The organism is Amycolatopsis sp. w19, assembly GCF_051373225.1.
In the GTDB taxonomy this organism is placed as follows: Bacteria; Actinomycetota; Actinomycetes; order Mycobacteriales; family Pseudonocardiaceae; genus Amycolatopsis; species Amycolatopsis japonica.
The window spans coordinates 16,155-32,589 of record NZ_JBPQFM010000041.1 but is presented as its reverse complement, the minus strand read 5'-3'; the positions used below and the strand labels follow the sequence as shown (position 1 = coordinate 32,589).

Annotated in this window: 16 protein-coding genes and 1 pseudogene; 6 read left to right on the top strand and 11 right to left on the bottom strand. The window is 69.6% G+C overall.

All coding sequences use genetic code 11. From position 1 onward, the window contains the following. From ACSMFO_RS39055 to ACSMFO_RS39040, 4 genes and pseudogenes are all read right to left on the bottom strand, one after another. Window positions 1-701: pseudogene (locus tag ACSMFO_RS39055) on the bottom strand (hypothetical protein); the annotation flags it as partial. 105 nt (window positions 702-806) lie between these two features. Then, a complete protein-coding gene (locus ACSMFO_RS39050; RefSeq protein ID WP_037333010.1) occupies window positions 807-1,796 on the bottom strand; it encodes a Ppx/GppA phosphatase family protein in 990 nt (329 codons plus the stop codon). Window positions 1,797-2,139: 343 nt separating this feature from the next. Further along, entirely contained in the window at window positions 2,140-2,829 is a 690-nt protein-coding gene (locus ACSMFO_RS39045) for a response regulator transcription factor (protein WP_005167072.1), read from the bottom strand. Then, window positions 2,826-4,058 (bottom strand): sensor histidine kinase, encoded by a 1,233-nt coding sequence (locus ACSMFO_RS39040; protein ID WP_038520162.1) that lies wholly within the window; start codon window positions 4,056-4,058, stop codon window positions 2,826-2,828. Before ACSMFO_RS39040 ends, ACSMFO_RS39045 begins: the two co-directional genes overlap by 4 nt. A 272-nt stretch (window positions 4,059-4,330) precedes the next feature. On the opposite strand from ACSMFO_RS39040, the gene ACSMFO_RS39035 reads away from it, so the two are divergent. Further along, window positions 4,331-4,978 (top strand): DNA-binding response regulator, encoded by a 648-nt coding sequence (locus tag ACSMFO_RS39035; RefSeq protein ID WP_350579420.1) that lies wholly within the window; start codon window positions 4,331-4,333, stop codon window positions 4,976-4,978. After that, window positions 4,975-5,892 carry a hypothetical protein gene (locus ACSMFO_RS39030; protein WP_436462408.1) on the top strand — a complete coding sequence of 306 codons (918 nt, stop codon included), beginning with the start codon at window positions 4,975-4,977 and terminating at the stop codon, window positions 5,890-5,892. The genes ACSMFO_RS39035 and ACSMFO_RS39030 overlap by 4 nt, the downstream gene beginning before the upstream one ends. A 69-nt stretch (window positions 5,893-5,961) precedes the next feature. Here ACSMFO_RS39030 and ACSMFO_RS39025 read toward each other — a convergent pair whose 3' ends face one another. The 7 genes from ACSMFO_RS39025 to ACSMFO_RS38995 all read right to left on the bottom strand — a co-directional run bounded on the left by ACSMFO_RS39025 (window position 5,962) and on the right by ACSMFO_RS38995 (window position 13,502). Then, complete coding sequence (locus tag ACSMFO_RS39025) at window positions 5,962-6,711, bottom strand: phosphoglyceromutase (RefSeq protein ID WP_436462407.1); 750 nt, start codon at window positions 6,709-6,711, stop codon at window positions 5,962-5,964. A gap of 663 nt (window positions 6,712-7,374) precedes the next feature. Beyond that, complete coding sequence (locus ACSMFO_RS39020) at window positions 7,375-8,289, bottom strand: DUF4349 domain-containing protein (protein ID WP_038520171.1); 915 nt, start codon at window positions 8,287-8,289, stop codon at window positions 7,375-7,377. Window positions 8,290-8,357: 68 nt separating this feature from the next. Next, a complete protein-coding gene (locus ACSMFO_RS39015; protein WP_436462406.1) occupies window positions 8,358-8,873 on the bottom strand; it encodes a YbjN domain-containing protein in 516 nt (171 codons plus the stop codon). After that, on the bottom strand, window positions 8,870-10,174 hold the full coding sequence (gene mshA, locus ACSMFO_RS39010) for a D-inositol-3-phosphate glycosyltransferase (protein ID WP_083649906.1): 1,305 nt from the start codon (window positions 10,172-10,174) through the stop codon (window positions 8,870-8,872). The genes ACSMFO_RS39015 and mshA overlap by 4 nt, the downstream gene beginning before the upstream one ends. 21 nt (window positions 10,175-10,195) lie before the next feature. Then, window positions 10,196-11,008, bottom strand: coding sequence for an alpha/beta fold hydrolase (locus ACSMFO_RS39005; RefSeq protein WP_436462405.1), 813 nt, complete (start codon window positions 11,006-11,008; stop codon window positions 10,196-10,198). A gap of 94 nt (window positions 11,009-11,102) precedes the next feature. Beyond that, the gene (locus ACSMFO_RS39000; RefSeq protein ID WP_038520179.1) at window positions 11,103-12,278 is read right to left on the bottom strand and encodes a L,D-transpeptidase; all 1,176 of its coding nucleotides are present in this window, start codon (window positions 12,276-12,278) and stop codon (window positions 11,103-11,105) included. Between the two features lie 171 nt (window positions 12,279-12,449). Beyond that, window positions 12,450-13,502 carry a UDP-N-acetylmuramate dehydrogenase gene (locus ACSMFO_RS38995; RefSeq protein WP_436462404.1) on the bottom strand — a complete coding sequence of 351 codons (1,053 nt, stop codon included), beginning with the start codon at window positions 13,500-13,502 and terminating at the stop codon, window positions 12,450-12,452. Window positions 13,503-13,528: 26 nt separating this feature from the next. Here ACSMFO_RS38995 and ACSMFO_RS38990 point away from each other — a divergent pair, with 26 nt between their 5' ends. From ACSMFO_RS38990 to purU, 4 genes are all read left to right on the top strand, one after another. Next, entirely contained in the window at window positions 13,529-14,026 is a 498-nt protein-coding gene (locus ACSMFO_RS38990) for a DUF2505 domain-containing protein (RefSeq protein ID WP_436462403.1), read from the top strand. Beyond that, complete coding sequence (locus ACSMFO_RS38985) at window positions 14,008-14,805, top strand: class I SAM-dependent methyltransferase (protein WP_436462402.1); 798 nt, start codon at window positions 14,008-14,010, stop codon at window positions 14,803-14,805. The genes ACSMFO_RS38990 and ACSMFO_RS38985 overlap by 19 nt, the downstream gene beginning before the upstream one ends. Before the next feature lie 63 nt (window positions 14,806-14,868). Beyond that, window positions 14,869-15,528 carry a DedA family protein gene (locus ACSMFO_RS38980; protein ID WP_436462401.1) on the top strand — a complete coding sequence of 220 codons (660 nt, stop codon included), beginning with the start codon at window positions 14,869-14,871 and terminating at the stop codon, window positions 15,526-15,528. Continuing rightward, a complete protein-coding gene (gene purU / locus ACSMFO_RS38975; protein WP_436462400.1) occupies window positions 15,506-16,390 on the top strand; it encodes a formyltetrahydrofolate deformylase in 885 nt (294 codons plus the stop codon). The genes ACSMFO_RS38980 and purU overlap by 23 nt, the downstream gene beginning before the upstream one ends. Window positions 16,391-16,435 lie beyond the last annotated feature (45 nt).

Genomic DNA, 16,435 nt, shown 5'->3' with positions numbered 1-16,435 from the left:
GGGTCCTGGACGTCTTCGGCCGGGGCGTCGAGGCCACCGTCGAGTCTCGCCGAAAGCCCCGACGACGGGGGCCCGGCGGGCGGTTCGGGACGGCGGCGGACCGGCGGCACCGCGCCGCGGGTCTCCTCCGGGCCGGGCGGACGCGGACGGCCGCGCGGGGGCAGCCCCTCGGAATCCGGCGGCCGCTGCTGATAGCCGGACTGCTCCTGCGGCGGCGTCGGCCGCACGAACTGACCCGACTGCTGCGGCGGGCGCTGCTGGTAACCGCTTTGCTCCGGCGGCGGCGTCGGCCGGACGAATTGCCCGGATTGCTGCGGCGGACGCTGCTGATAGCCGCTCTGCTCCTGCGGCGGGCGCACCGGCGGCGTCTGCCGGGTCGGGGCGTTCGGCGGCACCGGCAGCGGCGCGGAATCCTGCTGCGGCTGCGGGAGCGGACGCGCTCCGGAGTCTTGCGGGCGCGCGCGGCGCGGCGGACGGTTGGCGGGCGGCGGGGTGTCGCCGGACACCCTGTCGATGATCGCCTGCGGCGCGGTGTCGCTCACCGACGGCGCGCGCCGTCCGCGAGTGGGCTCGGGAGCCTCGCCCTCGTCGTCGGCCGCGCGGCGTCGCCTGCGGCGCCCGCCTTCGGGCTGGGCTCCATGCTGCGCGAGCAGCTCCGCCACGGTCTTCTGTGGCTGGCCGCTCTCTGTCTCGTCCGTCATACCGTGCTGTCCAATGCGCGCTCGAGCCGTTGTGAACCGGCACGCGACGGGGCATCGGCGGCGTCGCGCGCGCTATCCACCGTCATCCGCATTTCCGTCACCTCTTCACCGTGCCCGTTCTCCGTCGACTAAGTCCAGTCGGGCGCTGCCGCCCACAGTCTCGTCCGCACCGTTCGAATGGTCCAGCCGTCGAAGGATGACACCTTCTCGCAGCGCCCACGGACAGATCTCCAGTTCTTCCAGGGAAAGCGCCCGCATGGTGGCTTGTGCGACGAGCGCGCCGGCCACCAGCTGATGCGACCTGCTCGCGCTGACCCCCTCGAGCTGGGCCAGGTCCTGGGCGGTCATCCGGGAGATGAACGCGATGAGCTGGCGCAACGCGGTGTCGGTCAGGGTACGGCGCACATGCGGCCCGCTGGCCGACGGCGCCGCTCCGGTCAACCGGGCGAGTGACCGGAACGTCTTCGAGGTCGCCACGACACGATCGGGTTCACCCAATTTGGCGACCTTCTTCGCGAGCGGGGCGAGTTGTTCTTCGAGCCACACCGAAGTCGCGATGAGCTCCGAACGGGACGGCGGATCGTGCTGGAACCGCGTCCGCGTGGTCCGGCCCGCGCCCAGTGGCAGCGATTCGGCCAGGTCCGGCTCCTCGTCGCGGCCCATCGCGATCTCGAGCGAGCCGCCGCCGATGTCGAGCACGAGCAGCTTGCCCGCCGACCAGCCGAACCAGCGGCGGACGGCGAGGAAGGTGAGCCGGGACTCGTCGATCCCGGAAAGCACCTTCAGTTCGACGCCGGTCTGCTCCTGGACCTTCGCCAGCACCTTCGGGGCGTTCTTGGCTTCGCGGACCGCGGAGGTGGCGAACGCCATGACCTCTTCGCAGCCCAGCCGGGCCGCGGCCGCCTTCGCCGATTCGACCGCGCGTACGAGGCTGTCCGCGCCCGCGCGGCTCAGGTCGCCGTTGCGGGTGATCTGCTCGGCGAGGCGGAGGACGGCCTTTTCGGAATGCATCGGGGTCGGGTGGGCGCCACGGTGGGCGTCGACCACGAGCAGGTGGACGGTGTTGGAACCGACGTCGAGTACCCCTAGGCGCACGAGCGTCTACGGTACCCGCCCCCGCGGCAGGTCACGAAACCGTAACCGTGATCTGCATCGCAGGAGCTCCGCGTGAAGGCCTCCGCGCCTGGTCGACCCATCGGCGGAGGCAGTCGCGATCTTGCAGCGCCCGGTTCCAAGTAAAGGCAAATGTCCGTTTTATACCTATTCGCACGGTTTTTGATTGAGGTCGTGAGTGTTTTTGGTCGTTAGAACGACCAAAAACACTCACGACCACTTCGCAAAACGCCTGAATCGGGCACTTCACCTCGAAGGTGCCCTCTGACGACGACTTTGCCGGGCCCCTTCACCGCGTCTTATGCCGGGAAAGTCCCCCTTCAGCTCACGTCTCGAACTTGTAGCCCAAGCCGCGGACGGTGACCAGGTGCCGGGGCGAGCCCGGGTCCGGCTCGATCTTCGACCGCAGCCGCTTCACGTGGACGTCGAGCGTCTTGGTGTCGCCGACGTAGTCCGCGCCCCACACCCGGTCGATCAGCTGCCCGCGGGTGAGCACGCGGCCCACGTTGCGCAGCAGGTACTCGAGCAGGTCGAACTCCTTGAGCGGCAAGGAGACCTCCTGGCCGTCGACGGTCACCACGTGCCGTTCGACGTCCATCCGCACCGGCCCGGCGGTCAGCACGAGCGGGGCGAGGTCGCCTTCGGAGCCCGGCTCGCCGCCGCGGCGCAGCACCGCCCGCACCCGCGCGATGAGCTCACGGGCCGAGTACGGCTTGGTGACGTAGTCGTCGGCGCCGAGTTCCAGCCCGACGACCTTGTCGATCTCGCTGTCGCGCGCGGTCACCATGATCACCGGTACCGCGGAACGCTGCCTGAGCTGCTTGCAGACGTCGGTGCCGCTCATACCGGGGAGCATGAGGTCGAGCAGGACGATGTCGGCGCCGTTGCGGTCGAACTCCTCGAGCGCCTGCTGCCCCGTCACGGCGACGGCGGCGGTGAAGCCCTCTTTGCGGAGCAAGAACGCGAGCGGGTCGGCGAACGACTCTTCGTCCTCGACGATGAGAACCCTCGTCACAGGTTTCCTCCATGGTCGGGGCTTTCTTGCCCTGTTGCCACGAGACGGGGTGTCCGCTCGGGGGTCTTCTCCGGCCGGGAGGCCGGCGGAGCCTGTTTCACGGGCGCGGCCGGTTCGGCGGGGATGTGCGCGGGGATGCGCAGGGTGAAGGTCGACCCGGTGCCGGGACGGCTCCACAGGCCGACCGAACCGCCGTGGTTGGCGGCCACGTGTTTGACGATCGCCAGCCCCAGCCCGGTGCCGCCGGTCGCCCGCGACCGCGCCTTGTCCGCGCGGTAGAACCGCTCGAAGACACGCTGCTGCTCGTCCTCGGCGATCCCGATGCCGCGGTCGGTCACCGCGATCTCGACCTTGCCGTCGACCAGCCGCCTGCTGATCGACACCGGGCTGCCCGGCTGCGAGTACGCGACGGCGTTCTCCAGCAGGTTCGACAGCGCGGTGACCATCAGCGTCCGGTCGCCCTCGATGAGCAGGCCGCTGGCCGCGTCGGTGGTGATGGTGATCTCGGCGGATTCCGCCGAAAGCGTCGTCCGGCCGAGCGCCTCGCGGACCACGGCGTCGACCTCGACGACGTTGAGGTCGGGCAGCCGCTCGGCGCCCTGCAGCCGCGACAGCGCGATCAGCTCGGTGACGAGCTGGCCGAGCCGGGTCGACTCGCGGAGGATCTTGCCGCCGAAGCGGCGGACCTCCTCGGTGTCCTCCGCGGCGTCGAGGACGGCCTCGGTGAGCAGCGCGATCGCACCCACCGGCGTCTTCAGCTCGTGGCTCACGTTCGCGACGAAGTCACGCCGGACGGCTTCGAGCCGGATCGCCTCGGAGTGGTCGACCGCCTCGACCACGGTGAACCCGTCGCCGAGCGGGCGGACCTCGCCGAGGACGGCCTCGGGCTGACGGCCCCTCGCCTCCAGCGGGGAAAGGTCGATCTCCATCGGCTCGTCGGTCTCGACCACCTGCTCGGCGGCCTTGCGGGCCCGCGGATCGGCCTGGTTGACCTTCACCAGGCCGAGTTCGTAGGCGCGCGGATTGTGCAGGACCATGTCGCCGAACCTGTTGAGGACGACGACGCCGTTGTTGCTGGACCGCACGAGGCGTTCGAGCAGTTCGGCCACGGTGGGACCGGTCGGTCGCCGCTCCTCGCGGCGGGCGCGGCCCCTCGCGATCAGGAAGCCGAAAACCACACCGACGATCAGTCCGCCGACGGCCAGGGCGAGTGCAACAGGCGTGGTCACAGGGGAATCGTAAGCGCGTGGGTAGTCTTTTGGCCTAGTCCCGGCCGCGTACTCGTGATGCCTATGACACCTGGGGAGCCCCTGTTCGCCTGCAGGTCGGCCGCCGTTCACGTGGCCGATCCCTGGCCGAGATCTCCTGGGTGAGCCGGGTCACCCGAACCGGGGACATCGTCGCCGCGTGATGCCCGGATTCCGACTTTCGTCGTGATCGTTCACCGGTGAATAGCGACGTTCCCGTCACGGCCCCCGGGGAATGTTGGAAGACTGTCGCCGTGGAACTCGTCAGTGACATCTCCCTGATTCGCGGAGAAGAAGAGCTGTTCGACCGGACGGCTCATCTGTTCGTCGCGGCGACCGACATCGCGTGCGCGGCCGACGACCTCTACACCTGGGCGCTTTCGCGGCCGTCGCTCACGCGGCAGGGCGAACGGCTGGTGCACGACAAGCGGATCCGCAAGCTGTACCGCCCCGGCGTCCTGCTGAACGAGCAGACCGCGCAGCATCTGCACCGGCTGTCCGGTCTCGGCGCGCAGATCCGGATCGGCACCGAGGAGATCAACGAGACGATCCTGCTCGACGAGCGGGTCGCGATCATGGCCGGCGACGAGGGCAAGGCGGTGCGCTCCTACAGCGTCATCTCGCGCCCCGAGCTGGTGCAGGGCATCCTGTCGCTGTTCGAAACCGCCTGGCTCGCGTCCACCACCCTGGAGACGTTCGACGCGCGGTTCGCCGACATCCGGATGGAGGCACCGCAGATCCTCGAGTTCCTGACCACCGGCTGCAAGGACGAGAAGGCCGCGAAGAGCCTCGGCATGGGCGTGCGCACCTATCAGCGTCGCGTCTCGGAGCTGCTGGTCGCGCTCGGCGTGACGTCGCGTCTGCAGGTCGACGCCCGGGCACGGGAACTCGGCCTGCTGTGAGGCGCTGGGCGGGGTTGGCCGTGCTGCTCGCGCTCGCGGGCTGCACCACCACGGTCTCCGGCACCGCCCGGCCCGAACCGGAGAGCCCGCCCGCGAACCTCGCGCTGGTGGATCCGGCGAAGACGGCGTCCGTGCTCACGGCGGTGAAGACGGCCGCCGAAGCGGTGTTCTCCTACGACAGCACGGCCGTGCCCGCCTACGAGAAGGCACTCGCCGACAACGTGACGCCGGGCGCGCGCGACGAGCTGGCGAAACTGTTCGCCGAGGTCCGGAAATCGGCCGAGCCGATCAAGCTCGTGACCAAGGTGATCGTGTCGGCGGCGGTCGAGCAGACGCCGGACAAGGCGCGGGTGCTCACGGTCCTGGACCAGAGCAGCACCAGGGCGGGCGCCACCAGCAAGGGCATCGCGTCGGTGCTGCTCGCGACCGTCCGCGAGGGTGACCGCTGGCGGATCGGCGAGGTCAAGGTGAATCCGGCGGACTCCCCGCCCGCGGCGGAGAAGCCGGGCGCGGGTGACCGGGTGTTCGCGCGGGTGCGGGATTCCGCGCGGGACGGTGCCCTGCGCGCCGCGGAGGCCCTGCTGAACGTGAATCCGGCCGACCCGGAAGGCACGTACGCCCGCTACGAGTCCGTGTCGACCGGGCAGTTGCTGACCCAGTTCCAGCAGGACAAGGCGGCTCGGCTGAACCAGATCCGGTCCGGCGGCACGAAGGCGTCGCTGGCGCCGAACCCGGCCGCGGCGGTCATGGAGGTCGTGGACGACAAGGCGAGCGTGCTGCTCTTCGCGACGTCGGACGTCACGGACGCGGCCGGGCAGGCGTCGAAGCGGTACCTGCCGATCGTCCTGCGCCTCCAGCGCCTGCCCGAGGGGTGGAAGGCGGCCGGCATCGAGTCGGTCCAAGCCCTCCCCTGACGCAATTCGTCCTCTGAACGCGGTGGTTCGAGAGCGAACTACCGCATCCAGAGGACGAAATGCGTGGGTCTAGCGGCCCTGGTTCGCCACGGCGGCCGCGGCTTCCTTGGCGGCCTCCGGGTCCAGGTAGGTGCCACCGGCGGTGACGGGCTTGAGGTCTTCGGTGAGGTCGTAACGCAGCGGGATGCCGGTCGGGATGTTGAGCCCGGCGATCGCGTCGTCCGAGATGCCGTCGAGGTGCTTCACCAGCGCCCGCAGCGAGTTCCCGTGCGCGGCGACCAGCACGGTCTTGCCCGCGCGCAGATCCGGCACGATCTCGGACTCCCAGTACGGCAGCAGCCGCGCGACGACGTCCTTGAGGCATTCGGTCAGCGGGGCGGCGTCGCCGAGGGCGGCGTAGCGCGCGTCGCCCACCTGACTGAACTCGTCGGCCGGGTCGATCGGGGGCGGCGGGGTGTCGTAGGAGCGGCGCCAGAGCATGAACTGCTCCTCGCCGAACTCGTCGAGGGTCTGCTTCTTGTTCTTGCCCTGCAGCGCGCCGTAGTGGCGCTCGTTGAGGCGCCAGTCGCGCTTCACCGGGATCCAGTGCCGGTCGGCGGCGTCGAGCGCCAGGTTGGCGGTCGAGATCGCCCGGCGCATCAGCGACGTGTGCACGACGTCCGGCAGCAGGCCGGACTCCGCGAGCAGCCGCCCGCCCTTGCGCGCCTCCTGCTCGCCCTGCTCCGACAGCGGCACGTCCACCCAGCCGGTGAACAGGTTTTCGGCGTTCCACGTGCTCTGCCCGTGACGCAGCAGCACCAGAGTCCCAAGCTCAGCCATGGGGTTCAGCCTGCCAGAGGGAGCGGAAGCGCCGGTCAGAGGGCTGCGCTTGACCTTGTTTCTACGGAGAGTGCGTTACCCGCGAGTAACACCTTCACCCGTCCAGAAGACGGGTTGCCAACAAGTCCCGTTCCCCGGAAATCAGGCTGCACTCCGTTATCCCGGTTTTCGAAGTTCACTCGAACGGAGTAACCGGTAGTCTTGTGATTACAGGTGGAGATCTGACAGGTTGACTAGGTCCCGCGCGGCCGGATTCCACGCACTCCCCGGCCCGACGCGGGTGACGACCGCGACTCGTCTCCCCCCTGCCGAGTCGCGGCGCCCGCCGGCCCCGTTGGCATCCCCCTCGTCACCGGGTCCACCTTGGCGGGAACTTCAGCGGGGCGGCTCGAGATCGCGACTCCCCCCTCCCTCGAGCCGTCCCGCCTGTTCATCTTCCGGGCCCTCGTTCGTGGCAGGTATCCACTGCCGGCGCCGGGGTGGCGGTTTCGTGTGACTGAACGGACAACACGCGTGTCGGAATGGACGACACACGTGATTGAGCGGACGACTCGTGGCGGAACACCAGCCGGGGTCGTGTCGTCCATCCAGTCACGCGTGTCGTCCGCCGGATCACGCGTGTCGTCCATCCAGCCCCGAACGGTCACCGGGGACTTGGTCGGCTCAGTCGAGCGGGGGCGCGGACGGCAGATCCGAAGCGGTCGCCATCGCGGGTTCCGCCGGACGGCGCCGCTTGCGCAGCCACCACACCAGCGCGGCCACGGGAACGCCGAAGACCAGCAGGAACGGCGCCATCGCGCCGATCGCGGTCAGCAGGCCGCCGCCGAAGGTCAGGAAGGCGTCCCAGCCGCCGGCCAGCCCGCCGAGGAAACCGCTGCGGGACTCCTCCGACGCCGCGACCGTCTCCGCCTTCACCTGCAATGAAATCGTCGACATGGCGACACTGCCCGCCAGGCTTTCGCGCCGCTTCTGAAGCGACTCGAGCTCTGCTTCCCGGCTCGTCAGCTCGCTCTCCACCGAGGCGATCTCCGAAACCGACGTCGCCCTCGCGAGCAGTGCGCGGATGCGCTCGACGCTCGCCCGCTGGGTGGCCAGCCGCGATTCGACGTCGACCATCTGCTCGGTCACGTCCGTCGCGGTGACCTCGCGCCGGACCTGCTTCCCCAGCTTCCCGAGCTGGTCCAGCACGCCGTCGAGGCGTTCGGAGGGCACGATGACGTTGACCGACGCGCGCTTCTCCTGGGTGCTTTCCTGCCCGGTGTAGCCCGCGGCGCCCTGGGTGATGACGCGCACCTGCGAGATCACATCGGCGACGTTCGGGGCGGTGAGCTCCAGGCTCGCCGTGCGCACCAGCTTGCGGTCGGTGATCCCCGGCTGCCCCGCGGGCGCCGGGGCCTTGTCCGAACCGGCCTTGCTGTCGGTGGCCTCCTTGTTGGGCACCCCTTCTTTGGGCGCCGCCTGCTTGGTGTCCGCCGACATCGGCATCGCGGCCGACTCACCGCCGGAATCGTTCGCCGAACAGCCCGCCAGCGCCAGCACGATGCCGGCGGCCGCGACCCATCTCACTCGCTTGTGCATGAAAACCGTCTCCCTCCAGTGCTGCGGAAAGAGACGGAACGGACGACGGTGCCGTTGCACCGTCCGGGTCACGAGTCGGTCAAGGCTCCCGGCTCGTACCCGTTCGAAGGCTCGACGAGATGTTTGAACGCCTGCAGGTTCGCCAGTGATTCGCCGCGCGAGACGCGCCAGTCCCATTCGCGTTTGATCGATTCGGCGAATCCGAGTTCCAGCAGCGTGTTGAAATCGCCGTCGGCGGCCTCCAGCACCTGCCCGAGGATCTTGTCCAATTCGGCTTCGGTGACCGTGTCCAAACCGAACCGGCCGACCAGGTAGATATCGCCGATCGCGTCCACCGTGTAGTGCACGCCGTACAGTTTCGCATTGCGGCGCAACAGAAAGCGGTAAACGTCCTCATGGGACTCGTCGGGACGGCGGCAGACGAAGGCTTCGACGGCGAAAGCGTGGTCACCGGCGACCAGCCAGCAGTTGGTCTGCAGTTTCTTGGTGCCGGGCAACGTGACGAAGTACCTTCCCTCGCCACGCCTTTCGTATTCCAGGCCCGCATTGTCCAAAGAGGACCGCAAGGTCTCGTCGAGCGTCAAACCGCCACCTCCGCGCGCTGTTCGAGGGCACGCCGGAACGCGCCGGTCGCCTGAGCGTACGTGTCCAGCAGGCGGTCCGTCGTCCGGCGCCAGGAGAACCGTCGCGCGTGGACGACGGCGTTGGCCGAAAGCTCGGCACGCCAACCGGGCCGCAACGCGACGTTCGCGAGCGCGCCCGCCCAGTCCTTCGCGTCATGCGACGGCACGAGCAGCCCGGAGACGCCGTGCGGGACGGCGACCGGCAGCCCGCCGACCTCCGCCGCGATCACCGGCGTCCCGCAGGCCTGCGCCTCGAGCGCGACCAGCCCGAACGACTCGTTGTAGCTCGGCACGGCGACGAGGTCGGCCGCCCGGTAGACGTTGACCAGCGACCGGCCGGGCTGCGGCGGCATGAACCGGGTCTGCGCCTCGATCCCGAGGGAAACGGCCAGCTCGCGCAGGGCCTGCGGCTGCTCCAGCCCGGTCCCGGACGGGCCGCCGACGATCAGCACCACCAGCCGCGACGCCAGCTCCGGCCGCTCGCGCAGCATTTCGGCCGCGGCCAGCAGGAGGACGTCCGGCGCCTTCAACGGCTGGATCCGGCCCGCGAAGGCCAGGACGATCGCGTCCGTCGGGAGGCCGAGAGCCCGGCGCGCGGCGGCCTGGGAACCGGGCGTGAAGCGGTCGAGGTCGACGCCGGGCGGGATGGCGTGCACGGCGTGCGGGTCGGCGTCGTACAGCTCGATCAGCTCACGGGCCTCGACGCGGGTGTTCGCGACCAGGCAGTCCGCCTCCTCGACGACCTGCTCCTCGCCGATCACGCGGGTGCGCGGCTCGGGGGTGTCGCCCTCGGCCAGCGCGGCGTTCTTGACCTTGGCCAGGGTGTGCGCGGTGTGCACCAGCGGCACGCCCCAGCGGTCGCGGGCGAGCCAGCCCGCCTGGCCGGAGAGCCAGTAATGCGAATGGATGAGGTCGTAGTAGCCCGGTTCGTGGAACGCCTCGGCCCGCAGCACTCCGGCGGTGAAGGCGCACAACTGCGCGGGCAGCTCGTCACGCCCCAGCGGCTCGAACGGCCCGGCCGGGATGTGCCGGACCAGCACGCCGGGCGCCAGTTCGGCGACCGGGGGCTGATCCGAGGACGTGGCCCGCGTGAACACCTCGACCTCGACGCCCCGGCGGGCCATCTCGGTGGCCGTCTGGCTCACGTAGACGTTCATGCCGCCGGCGTCGCCGGTACCCGGCTGCTCCAGCGGAGAAGTGTGCAACGACAGCACCGCGACGCGCCTGGGCGCGGCGTCGAACCCGTGCAGAGGGATCGTCACCTGGTCAACACTCCCGAAGTCCTACTGATCAGCGAACCCGCGCAGCAGTTCACCGAACTCGTCCGCCGCTTCGGCGAACGGCAGATGCCCCACCTCAGGTAGCCAACGCACGACGGCCCCCTGAATCTTCCCCGCCGCGTACTCCGCGGACGTCGGGTCGATCACAGCGTCCGCGAGACCATGAACGATAAGTGCCGGTTTGTCCAGATCGCGCAGCACGTCTTCGCTCCCGACGTCACGCCGGAACAGCGCGGAACGCACCGCAGGCGGCGTGGAAAGGCAGGCGCCGAGCAGCGATTGGGTGAGCGTGCCGGACACCGGGGCGGCCGTCATCCGCGCGCTGAACTGCACCAACGCGGGAATCGCGATCGCCGGATCGTCGGAAAGGACCGCCGGGATGGCGTCGCGCATCGCGGGCCCGACCTTGCCGCCGGGGCGGTTCTTGCCGATTTCTGTGATAGCGCCCACAAAAACGACGCCGGCGAGCCGCGAAGAGCCGTGCACCCGGAGGTAGTCGGTGATGACCAGCCCGCCGTAGGACCAGCCGACGACGATCGCGTCCTCACCGGCGAAGTCGAGAACGGAGGCGAGATCCTCCGCCCAGACCCGCGGATCGTCGTAGCCGGCGGAGGGCACTTCGGAGTCCCCGTGCCCGCGCAGATCCATCGCGACCAGGCGGAATCGCTCGGTGAGCGCGGGATCCGCCATCTGGGGCGCCCACGCCTTCGCGGATTGGGCCCAGCCGTGCACGAACACGATCGGACGGGTGTTCTCGGCGCCCTCGACCCACAACCCGATGCGGGTCCCGCCGTAGCCGACTACCTCGGTCTTCATGCCCGCACTTTATGAGGTCGGCCGACCGGTGTCGCGAAAGCCACTTTCAGGACGTCTGATGTCCCGAAAGTGGCTTTCGCGACATGGCGCCGGGCTATTTGACAGCCGAGAGGGCCTTCCAGGACTTCCAGTCGTAGAACCAGTTCTTGACGTCCGATTTGGTCGGGCTGCCCAGTTTCGAACCGGTGATCTCGACCGGGTCGCCGATCATCGCCGAGTCGAAGTACTTCTTGGCGTCCGCTTCGAGCAGGTTCACGCAGCCGTGCGAGGTGTTGGCCTTGCCGATGTTCGCCGCGTTGTCCTGGTTCTCGTGGATGTACTCGCCGTTGTTCGAGATCCGGCAGGACCACTTCTTGTTGACGTTGGTGTAGCCGTAGCGCGCGTTGTCGAACCGCGCCGTCGGCTCCTTCGTCATCACGATGAACGTGCCGTTGGGGGTGTTGCGCTGGACGTCGCCGTCGAGCCCGTTCGAGCACGGGTAGCTCGCCGATTCCGACCCGCCCCGGTAGACCTTCATCACGTGGTCCGGGGTGTTGATCTTGACCACCTGGTTGCGGCCGATCTTGAACTCGGTGGTCACGTCGGCCTTGCCGTACGCGCCGCCGCCGAGCGCGACGCCGTAGAGCTTCGCCTCGACGTTGACCTTGATGTTCGCGGGCCAGTACTCCTTGGGCCGCCAGTCGACCTGGGTGTCGGACAGCCAGCCCCAGGAGCCCTCGACGTCCTTGTCGGTCTTCACCTTGAGCGCCTTCTCGGCAGCCGCCTTGTCCTTGACCGGGGACGCGAACTTCACGCTGATCGGCATCGCGACGCCGACCTCGGCGTCGTCGGTCGGGTTCAGCGTGGCGCGAACCTCCTTGGCGGGCTTGACCGTGCTGAACGAGCCCTTGAACTCGGCGGGCTTGTTGTCGCTGCCGGTGGCCTTCGCGGCGTACGTGTACGTCTTGCCGTAGCCGAGGACCTCGGTGCTGGTCCAGGTGAGCCCGTCGGCGGAAAGCTCGCCCTTGACGTCCTTGCCGCTGTCTCCGGTGACCTTGACCTCGGTGAGCTTGCCGTCGGCGACCTTCACCACGACCGGCGTCACCACGGACGCGTCCTTGGCGTCGGCGGCGGGTTCGGCGGTGATCTTCGCGACCGGGGCGGCACCCTGCTCCCCGCCACCGCTGCCTTCCGGCTTGGCGTTGCCGCCTTCTTCGCTGGAGCAGGCGGCGGCCAGCATGGCCGCACCCGCGGCGAGCGCGGCCTTGAACACCGTGCGCCGTTCGATCACCGTGTACCTCCCATGAAGATCCCCGCGAGCTTCTACCAGCTCAGCGCCGGGAACCCCTCCGACGTTACCCGCGGCGACGGAACTCACCCTCGCCCCTCAGAGTGATAGACGCACGAGGGTGGCGTCGGGTTGTTCACCTCCCGCATTTCGTCCTCTGAATGCGGGAGTGGCTCAAAGCGCGCAGTTGATGAGCAGGGGTTCAGGGTGCAGCGAAACGCCGAAGCGAGCCTCGACGCCATCGCGCACTTCGCGCGCCAGATCGAGCAGGTCCTCGGTCGACGCCTTACCCCGGTTCGTGAGCGCGAGCGTGTGCTTCGTCGACAGCGAGACCCGGCCGCCAGGCCCTTCGTGCCCCTTCGCGAATCCCGCACGCTCGATCAGCCAGGCCGCGGACAGCTTCGTGCCGCCGGGCGCCGGGTACTGCGGCACGCGCACGTCCTCGCCGACGACGTCCACGATGCCTGCCAGCACCTTCGCGAGCCGAGCCTCGCCGATGATCGGGTTGGTGAAGAACGAGCCCGCACTCCAGGTGTCGTGGTCGTCGGCGTCCAGGACCATGCCCTTGCCACGACGCAGCCCGAGGACCGCTTCGCGTGCTTCGGCGGCCGGGACCCGGTCACCGATCTCGACGCCGAGCGTGCGGGCGAGTTCGGCGTAGCGGATCGGAGCGGAGAGGCCGTCTTCGCTGACCTTGAAACGCACTGTGAGCACGACGCCCGCGTCGGTCCCCTTCAGGATCGACGTGCGATACCCGAAGCCGAGCTCTTCGGCGGTCAGCGTGCGGATTTCGCGGGTGGCACGGTCGTAGAGATCGACCGAGACCAGGGATTCGGCCACCTCGCAGCCGTACGCGCCGACGTTCTGGATCGGCGTCGCACCGACCGAACCGGGGATCCCGGAGAGGCATTCGAGCCCGCCGATGCCCTCGGCGACCAGGCCCTCGACGAAACCGTCCCAGTTCTCGCCCGCCGCGACCTCGACGAGATCTCCGTCACGTGTCCAGCCGGTGTTGCCGACCTTCAGCACCGTGCCCTCGAAACCGTCGTCGGCGACGACGAGGTTCGAGCCGCCGCCGAGCAGCAGGATCGGCTCGCCCGCTTCGTCGGCCTCGCGGACCGCGTCGACCAGGGCCTGCACGGTCTTCGCCTCGGCATAACGCCGCGCCGGACCGCCGAGGCGCAACGTGGTGTGGTCGGCGAGGGTGGGAGTTTCGGCAGTGCTCACGCCCGTGAACGGTACTGTCTGGCGCCATGGCCTCCCGTATCGAGCACCGCTCAGCGTTCTCCGCAGACCTCGCGACCACGTTCGACGCGGTCGCCGGCGAGGCGGCGCTGCGGGCGCGGCTGGAGCAGATCGGCGGCGACGACGCGGAGCTGCTGGAGTACGTCCCGGCCGCGGACGGAGTGCGCTACAAGCTGCGTCAGGGCATCAGCTCGGACAAGCTCCCGTCGGCCGTGCGGACGCTGCACCGGGGCGATCTGATCGTCGAGCGCGAGCAGAGCTGGAAGGCGGCCGGGAACGGCTACACCGGCACCGCGACGGCGGCGGTCTCGGGCGTGCCGGGCGAGATCACCGCGAAGACGTCGCTGACCGCCGAAGGCGAGCGGACGACGCTGGTCAACAGCGGCCAGGTCAAGGTGCGGATCCCGTTCGTCGGCGGAAAGCTGGAGGGCGTGATCGCCGAACAGGTCACCAAGCTGCTGGAGCGCGAGGCGGAATTCGTCGCGAAATGGCTGGCCGAGCGCTGAAACCGGTCGGGGCACCGACACGGGGCACGACCAACCCCAACCGGCTCCGGCGGGTGGACCGGTGGCTCGCGAGCGATCCGGGCGTGACACGGCTGCTGCACCGCGCGGACGAACCGCTCGTGGTGGACCTCGGCTACGGCGCCTCACCGGTGACCACGGTCGAGATGGCGCGATGGCTGCGCACGGTCCGCCGCGACGTCCGCGTCCTGGGCCTGGAGCTGGACGCCGAACGGGTCGCCGTCGCGCAATCCGCCGCCGACGAGCCGTGGCTCGACTTCCGGCGCGGCGGTTTCGAACTGGCCGGGACGCGGCCGGTGCTGGTACGCGCGTTCAACGTCCTGCGGCAGTACGACGAAGCCGAGGTCCCGGGCGCCTGGTCGCTCATGCTGGACGCGATGACACCGGGCGGGCTCCTCGTCGAAGGCACCTGCGACGAGATCGGGCGGCTGAGCACCTGGGTCGCCGTCGGGCACGACGGACCGCGCACCCTGACCCTGTCGGTACATCTCGCCAGCCTGGAACGTCCGTCCACAGTGGCCGAACGACTGCCCAAGATCCTGATCCACCGCAACGTTCCCGGCGAACGCGTCCACGAACTACTGTCCACTTTGGATACCTGCTGGGCGACGGCGGCGCCGCACCAGAACTTTGGCGTCCGTGCCCGCTGGGCGCACGCCGTCCACCTGCTCACCGCCCGGGGCTGGCCGGTGCTGAACCGGCCGTCGCGCTGGCGGCTGGGTGAACTCACGGTGCCGTGGTCCTCGGTGGCTCCCGACTAGGAATTCACCGGTCGAACCCCGCTCCGTCACCCCAAAGCGACCTGCGGTGATCACCATGGAACCGTGGAACTGCTGGAGTACGTCACCGGGCTGCTCGAGGGCACGCTCGGATCGCCCTGGCTGTGGGTGATCGTGTTCCTCGTGTCCGGGTTGGACGCGCTCCTGCCGTTCATGCCGAGCGAGACCACCGTCATCACCGTCGCCGTTCTGATCGGCACGGACTTCTCCCAGCTGGCGCTGCTCGCGCTGATCGCCGCACTCGGGGCCTGGCTGGGCGACTGCCTCGGCTACACCGTCGGCGCCGCCGCGGGCCCGCGGGCGCTCGCCCGCCTGCAGCGCGGCCCGGACGGGGTCCGGCGCTACGAATGGGCGAAGATCCAGGTGCGGCGCAACGCCGTCCTGCTGATCCTCGCCGCCCGCTACCTGCCCGGAGGCCGCGTCGCCAGCGGGCTCGCCAACGGCAGCCTCGGCTACCCGCCGCGCAAGTTCGTCCCGCTCGACGCCCTCGGCGCGGGCATCTGGGCGGTGTACAGCGTCCTGATCGGACTGGTCGGCGGAGCGGCCTTCGCGGACGAACCGGAGAAGGGCCTTCTGCTGTCCTTCGCACTCGGCTTGCTGCTGGTCGCGGTCATCGAGATCGGGCGGCGGGTCCGCGTCCGGATACTGACCCGGCGCCGCGCGGCGGCCGGGACCAGCGACAATGGTGTGCGTGTCGAACCCTGAACGTCGCTATGTGATCTCCTTCGGCTGCCCGGACCGCACGGGCATCATCGCCCGCATCTCGGGTTTCCTCGCCGAGCACGGCGGCTGGATCGTCGAAGCGGCGTATCACACGGACCCGGACACCGGCTGGTTCTTCACCCGCCAGGTCGTCCGCGCCGATTCGCTCCCGTTCGACGCCGCCGAACTGCGCACGCGCTTCGCCGAGGTCGCGAAGTCGCTTTCGAACGAGTCGAGCTGGCAGGTCAGCGACACCGGCGAGCGCCGCCGCGCGGTGATCCTCGTCTCCAAGGCCGGGCATTGTCTCTACGACCTGCTCGGCCGGGTCGCGTCCGGGGAACTGGACGTCGACGTCGCCGCCGTCATCGGCAACCACGCGTCGCTGGGCGACATCACCCGCGCCCACGGCATCCCGTTCCACCACGTCCCGTTCCCCACCGGGGACCCGGCCGCCAAGGCGTCGGCGTTCGCCGAAGTACGGAAACTCGTCGACGAGCACGACCCGCACGCCGTGGTCCTCGCCCGGTTCATGCAGGTCCTGCCGCCGGAGCTGTGCGAGGCGTGGGCCGGGCGGGCGCTCAACATCCACCACAGCTTCCTGCCGTCGTTCGTCGGCGCGCGGCCGTACCACCAGGCCCACGCGCGCGGGGTGAAACTCATCGGCGCGACCTGCCACTACGTCACCGCCGATCTCGACGCGGGACCGATCGTCGACCAGGACGTCATCCGCGTCGACCACGGCGACTCGGTCGAGGACATGGTCCGCAAGGGCCGCGACATCGAGAAGGTGACGCTGGCGCGCGGGCTCCGGTGGCATCTGGAGGGCCGCGTGCTGGTGCACGGGAACCGGACTGTCGTGTTCTAGGCGCTGTCCTGTGGGTCTGTTCGATGGGCTTCGTGATCCAGGTGG

Bases quoted from the DNA above. Each gene is read 5' to 3' on its own strand.
- ACSMFO_RS39025 (WP_436462407.1), bottom strand. From the start codon at position 6,711: ATGGCTGAGCTTGGGACTCTGGTGCTGCTGCGTCACGGGCAGAGCACG.
- ACSMFO_RS39020 (WP_038520171.1), bottom strand. From the start codon at position 8,289: ATGCACAAGCGAGTGAGATGGGTCGCGGCCGCCGGCATCGTGCTGGCG.
- ACSMFO_RS39005 (WP_436462405.1), bottom strand. From the start codon at position 11,008: ATGAAGACCGAGGTAGTCGGCTACGGCGGGACCCGCATCGGGTTGTGG.
- ACSMFO_RS38990 (WP_436462403.1), top strand. From the start codon at position 13,529: ATGGCCTCCCGTATCGAGCACCGCTCAGCGTTCTCCGCAGACCTCGCG.
- ACSMFO_RS38985 (WP_436462402.1), top strand. From the start codon at position 14,008: ATGGCTGGCCGAGCGCTGAAACCGGTCGGGGCACCGACACGGGGCACG.
- purU (WP_436462400.1), top strand. From the start codon at position 15,506: ATGGTGTGCGTGTCGAACCCTGAACGTCGCTATGTGATCTCCTTCGGC.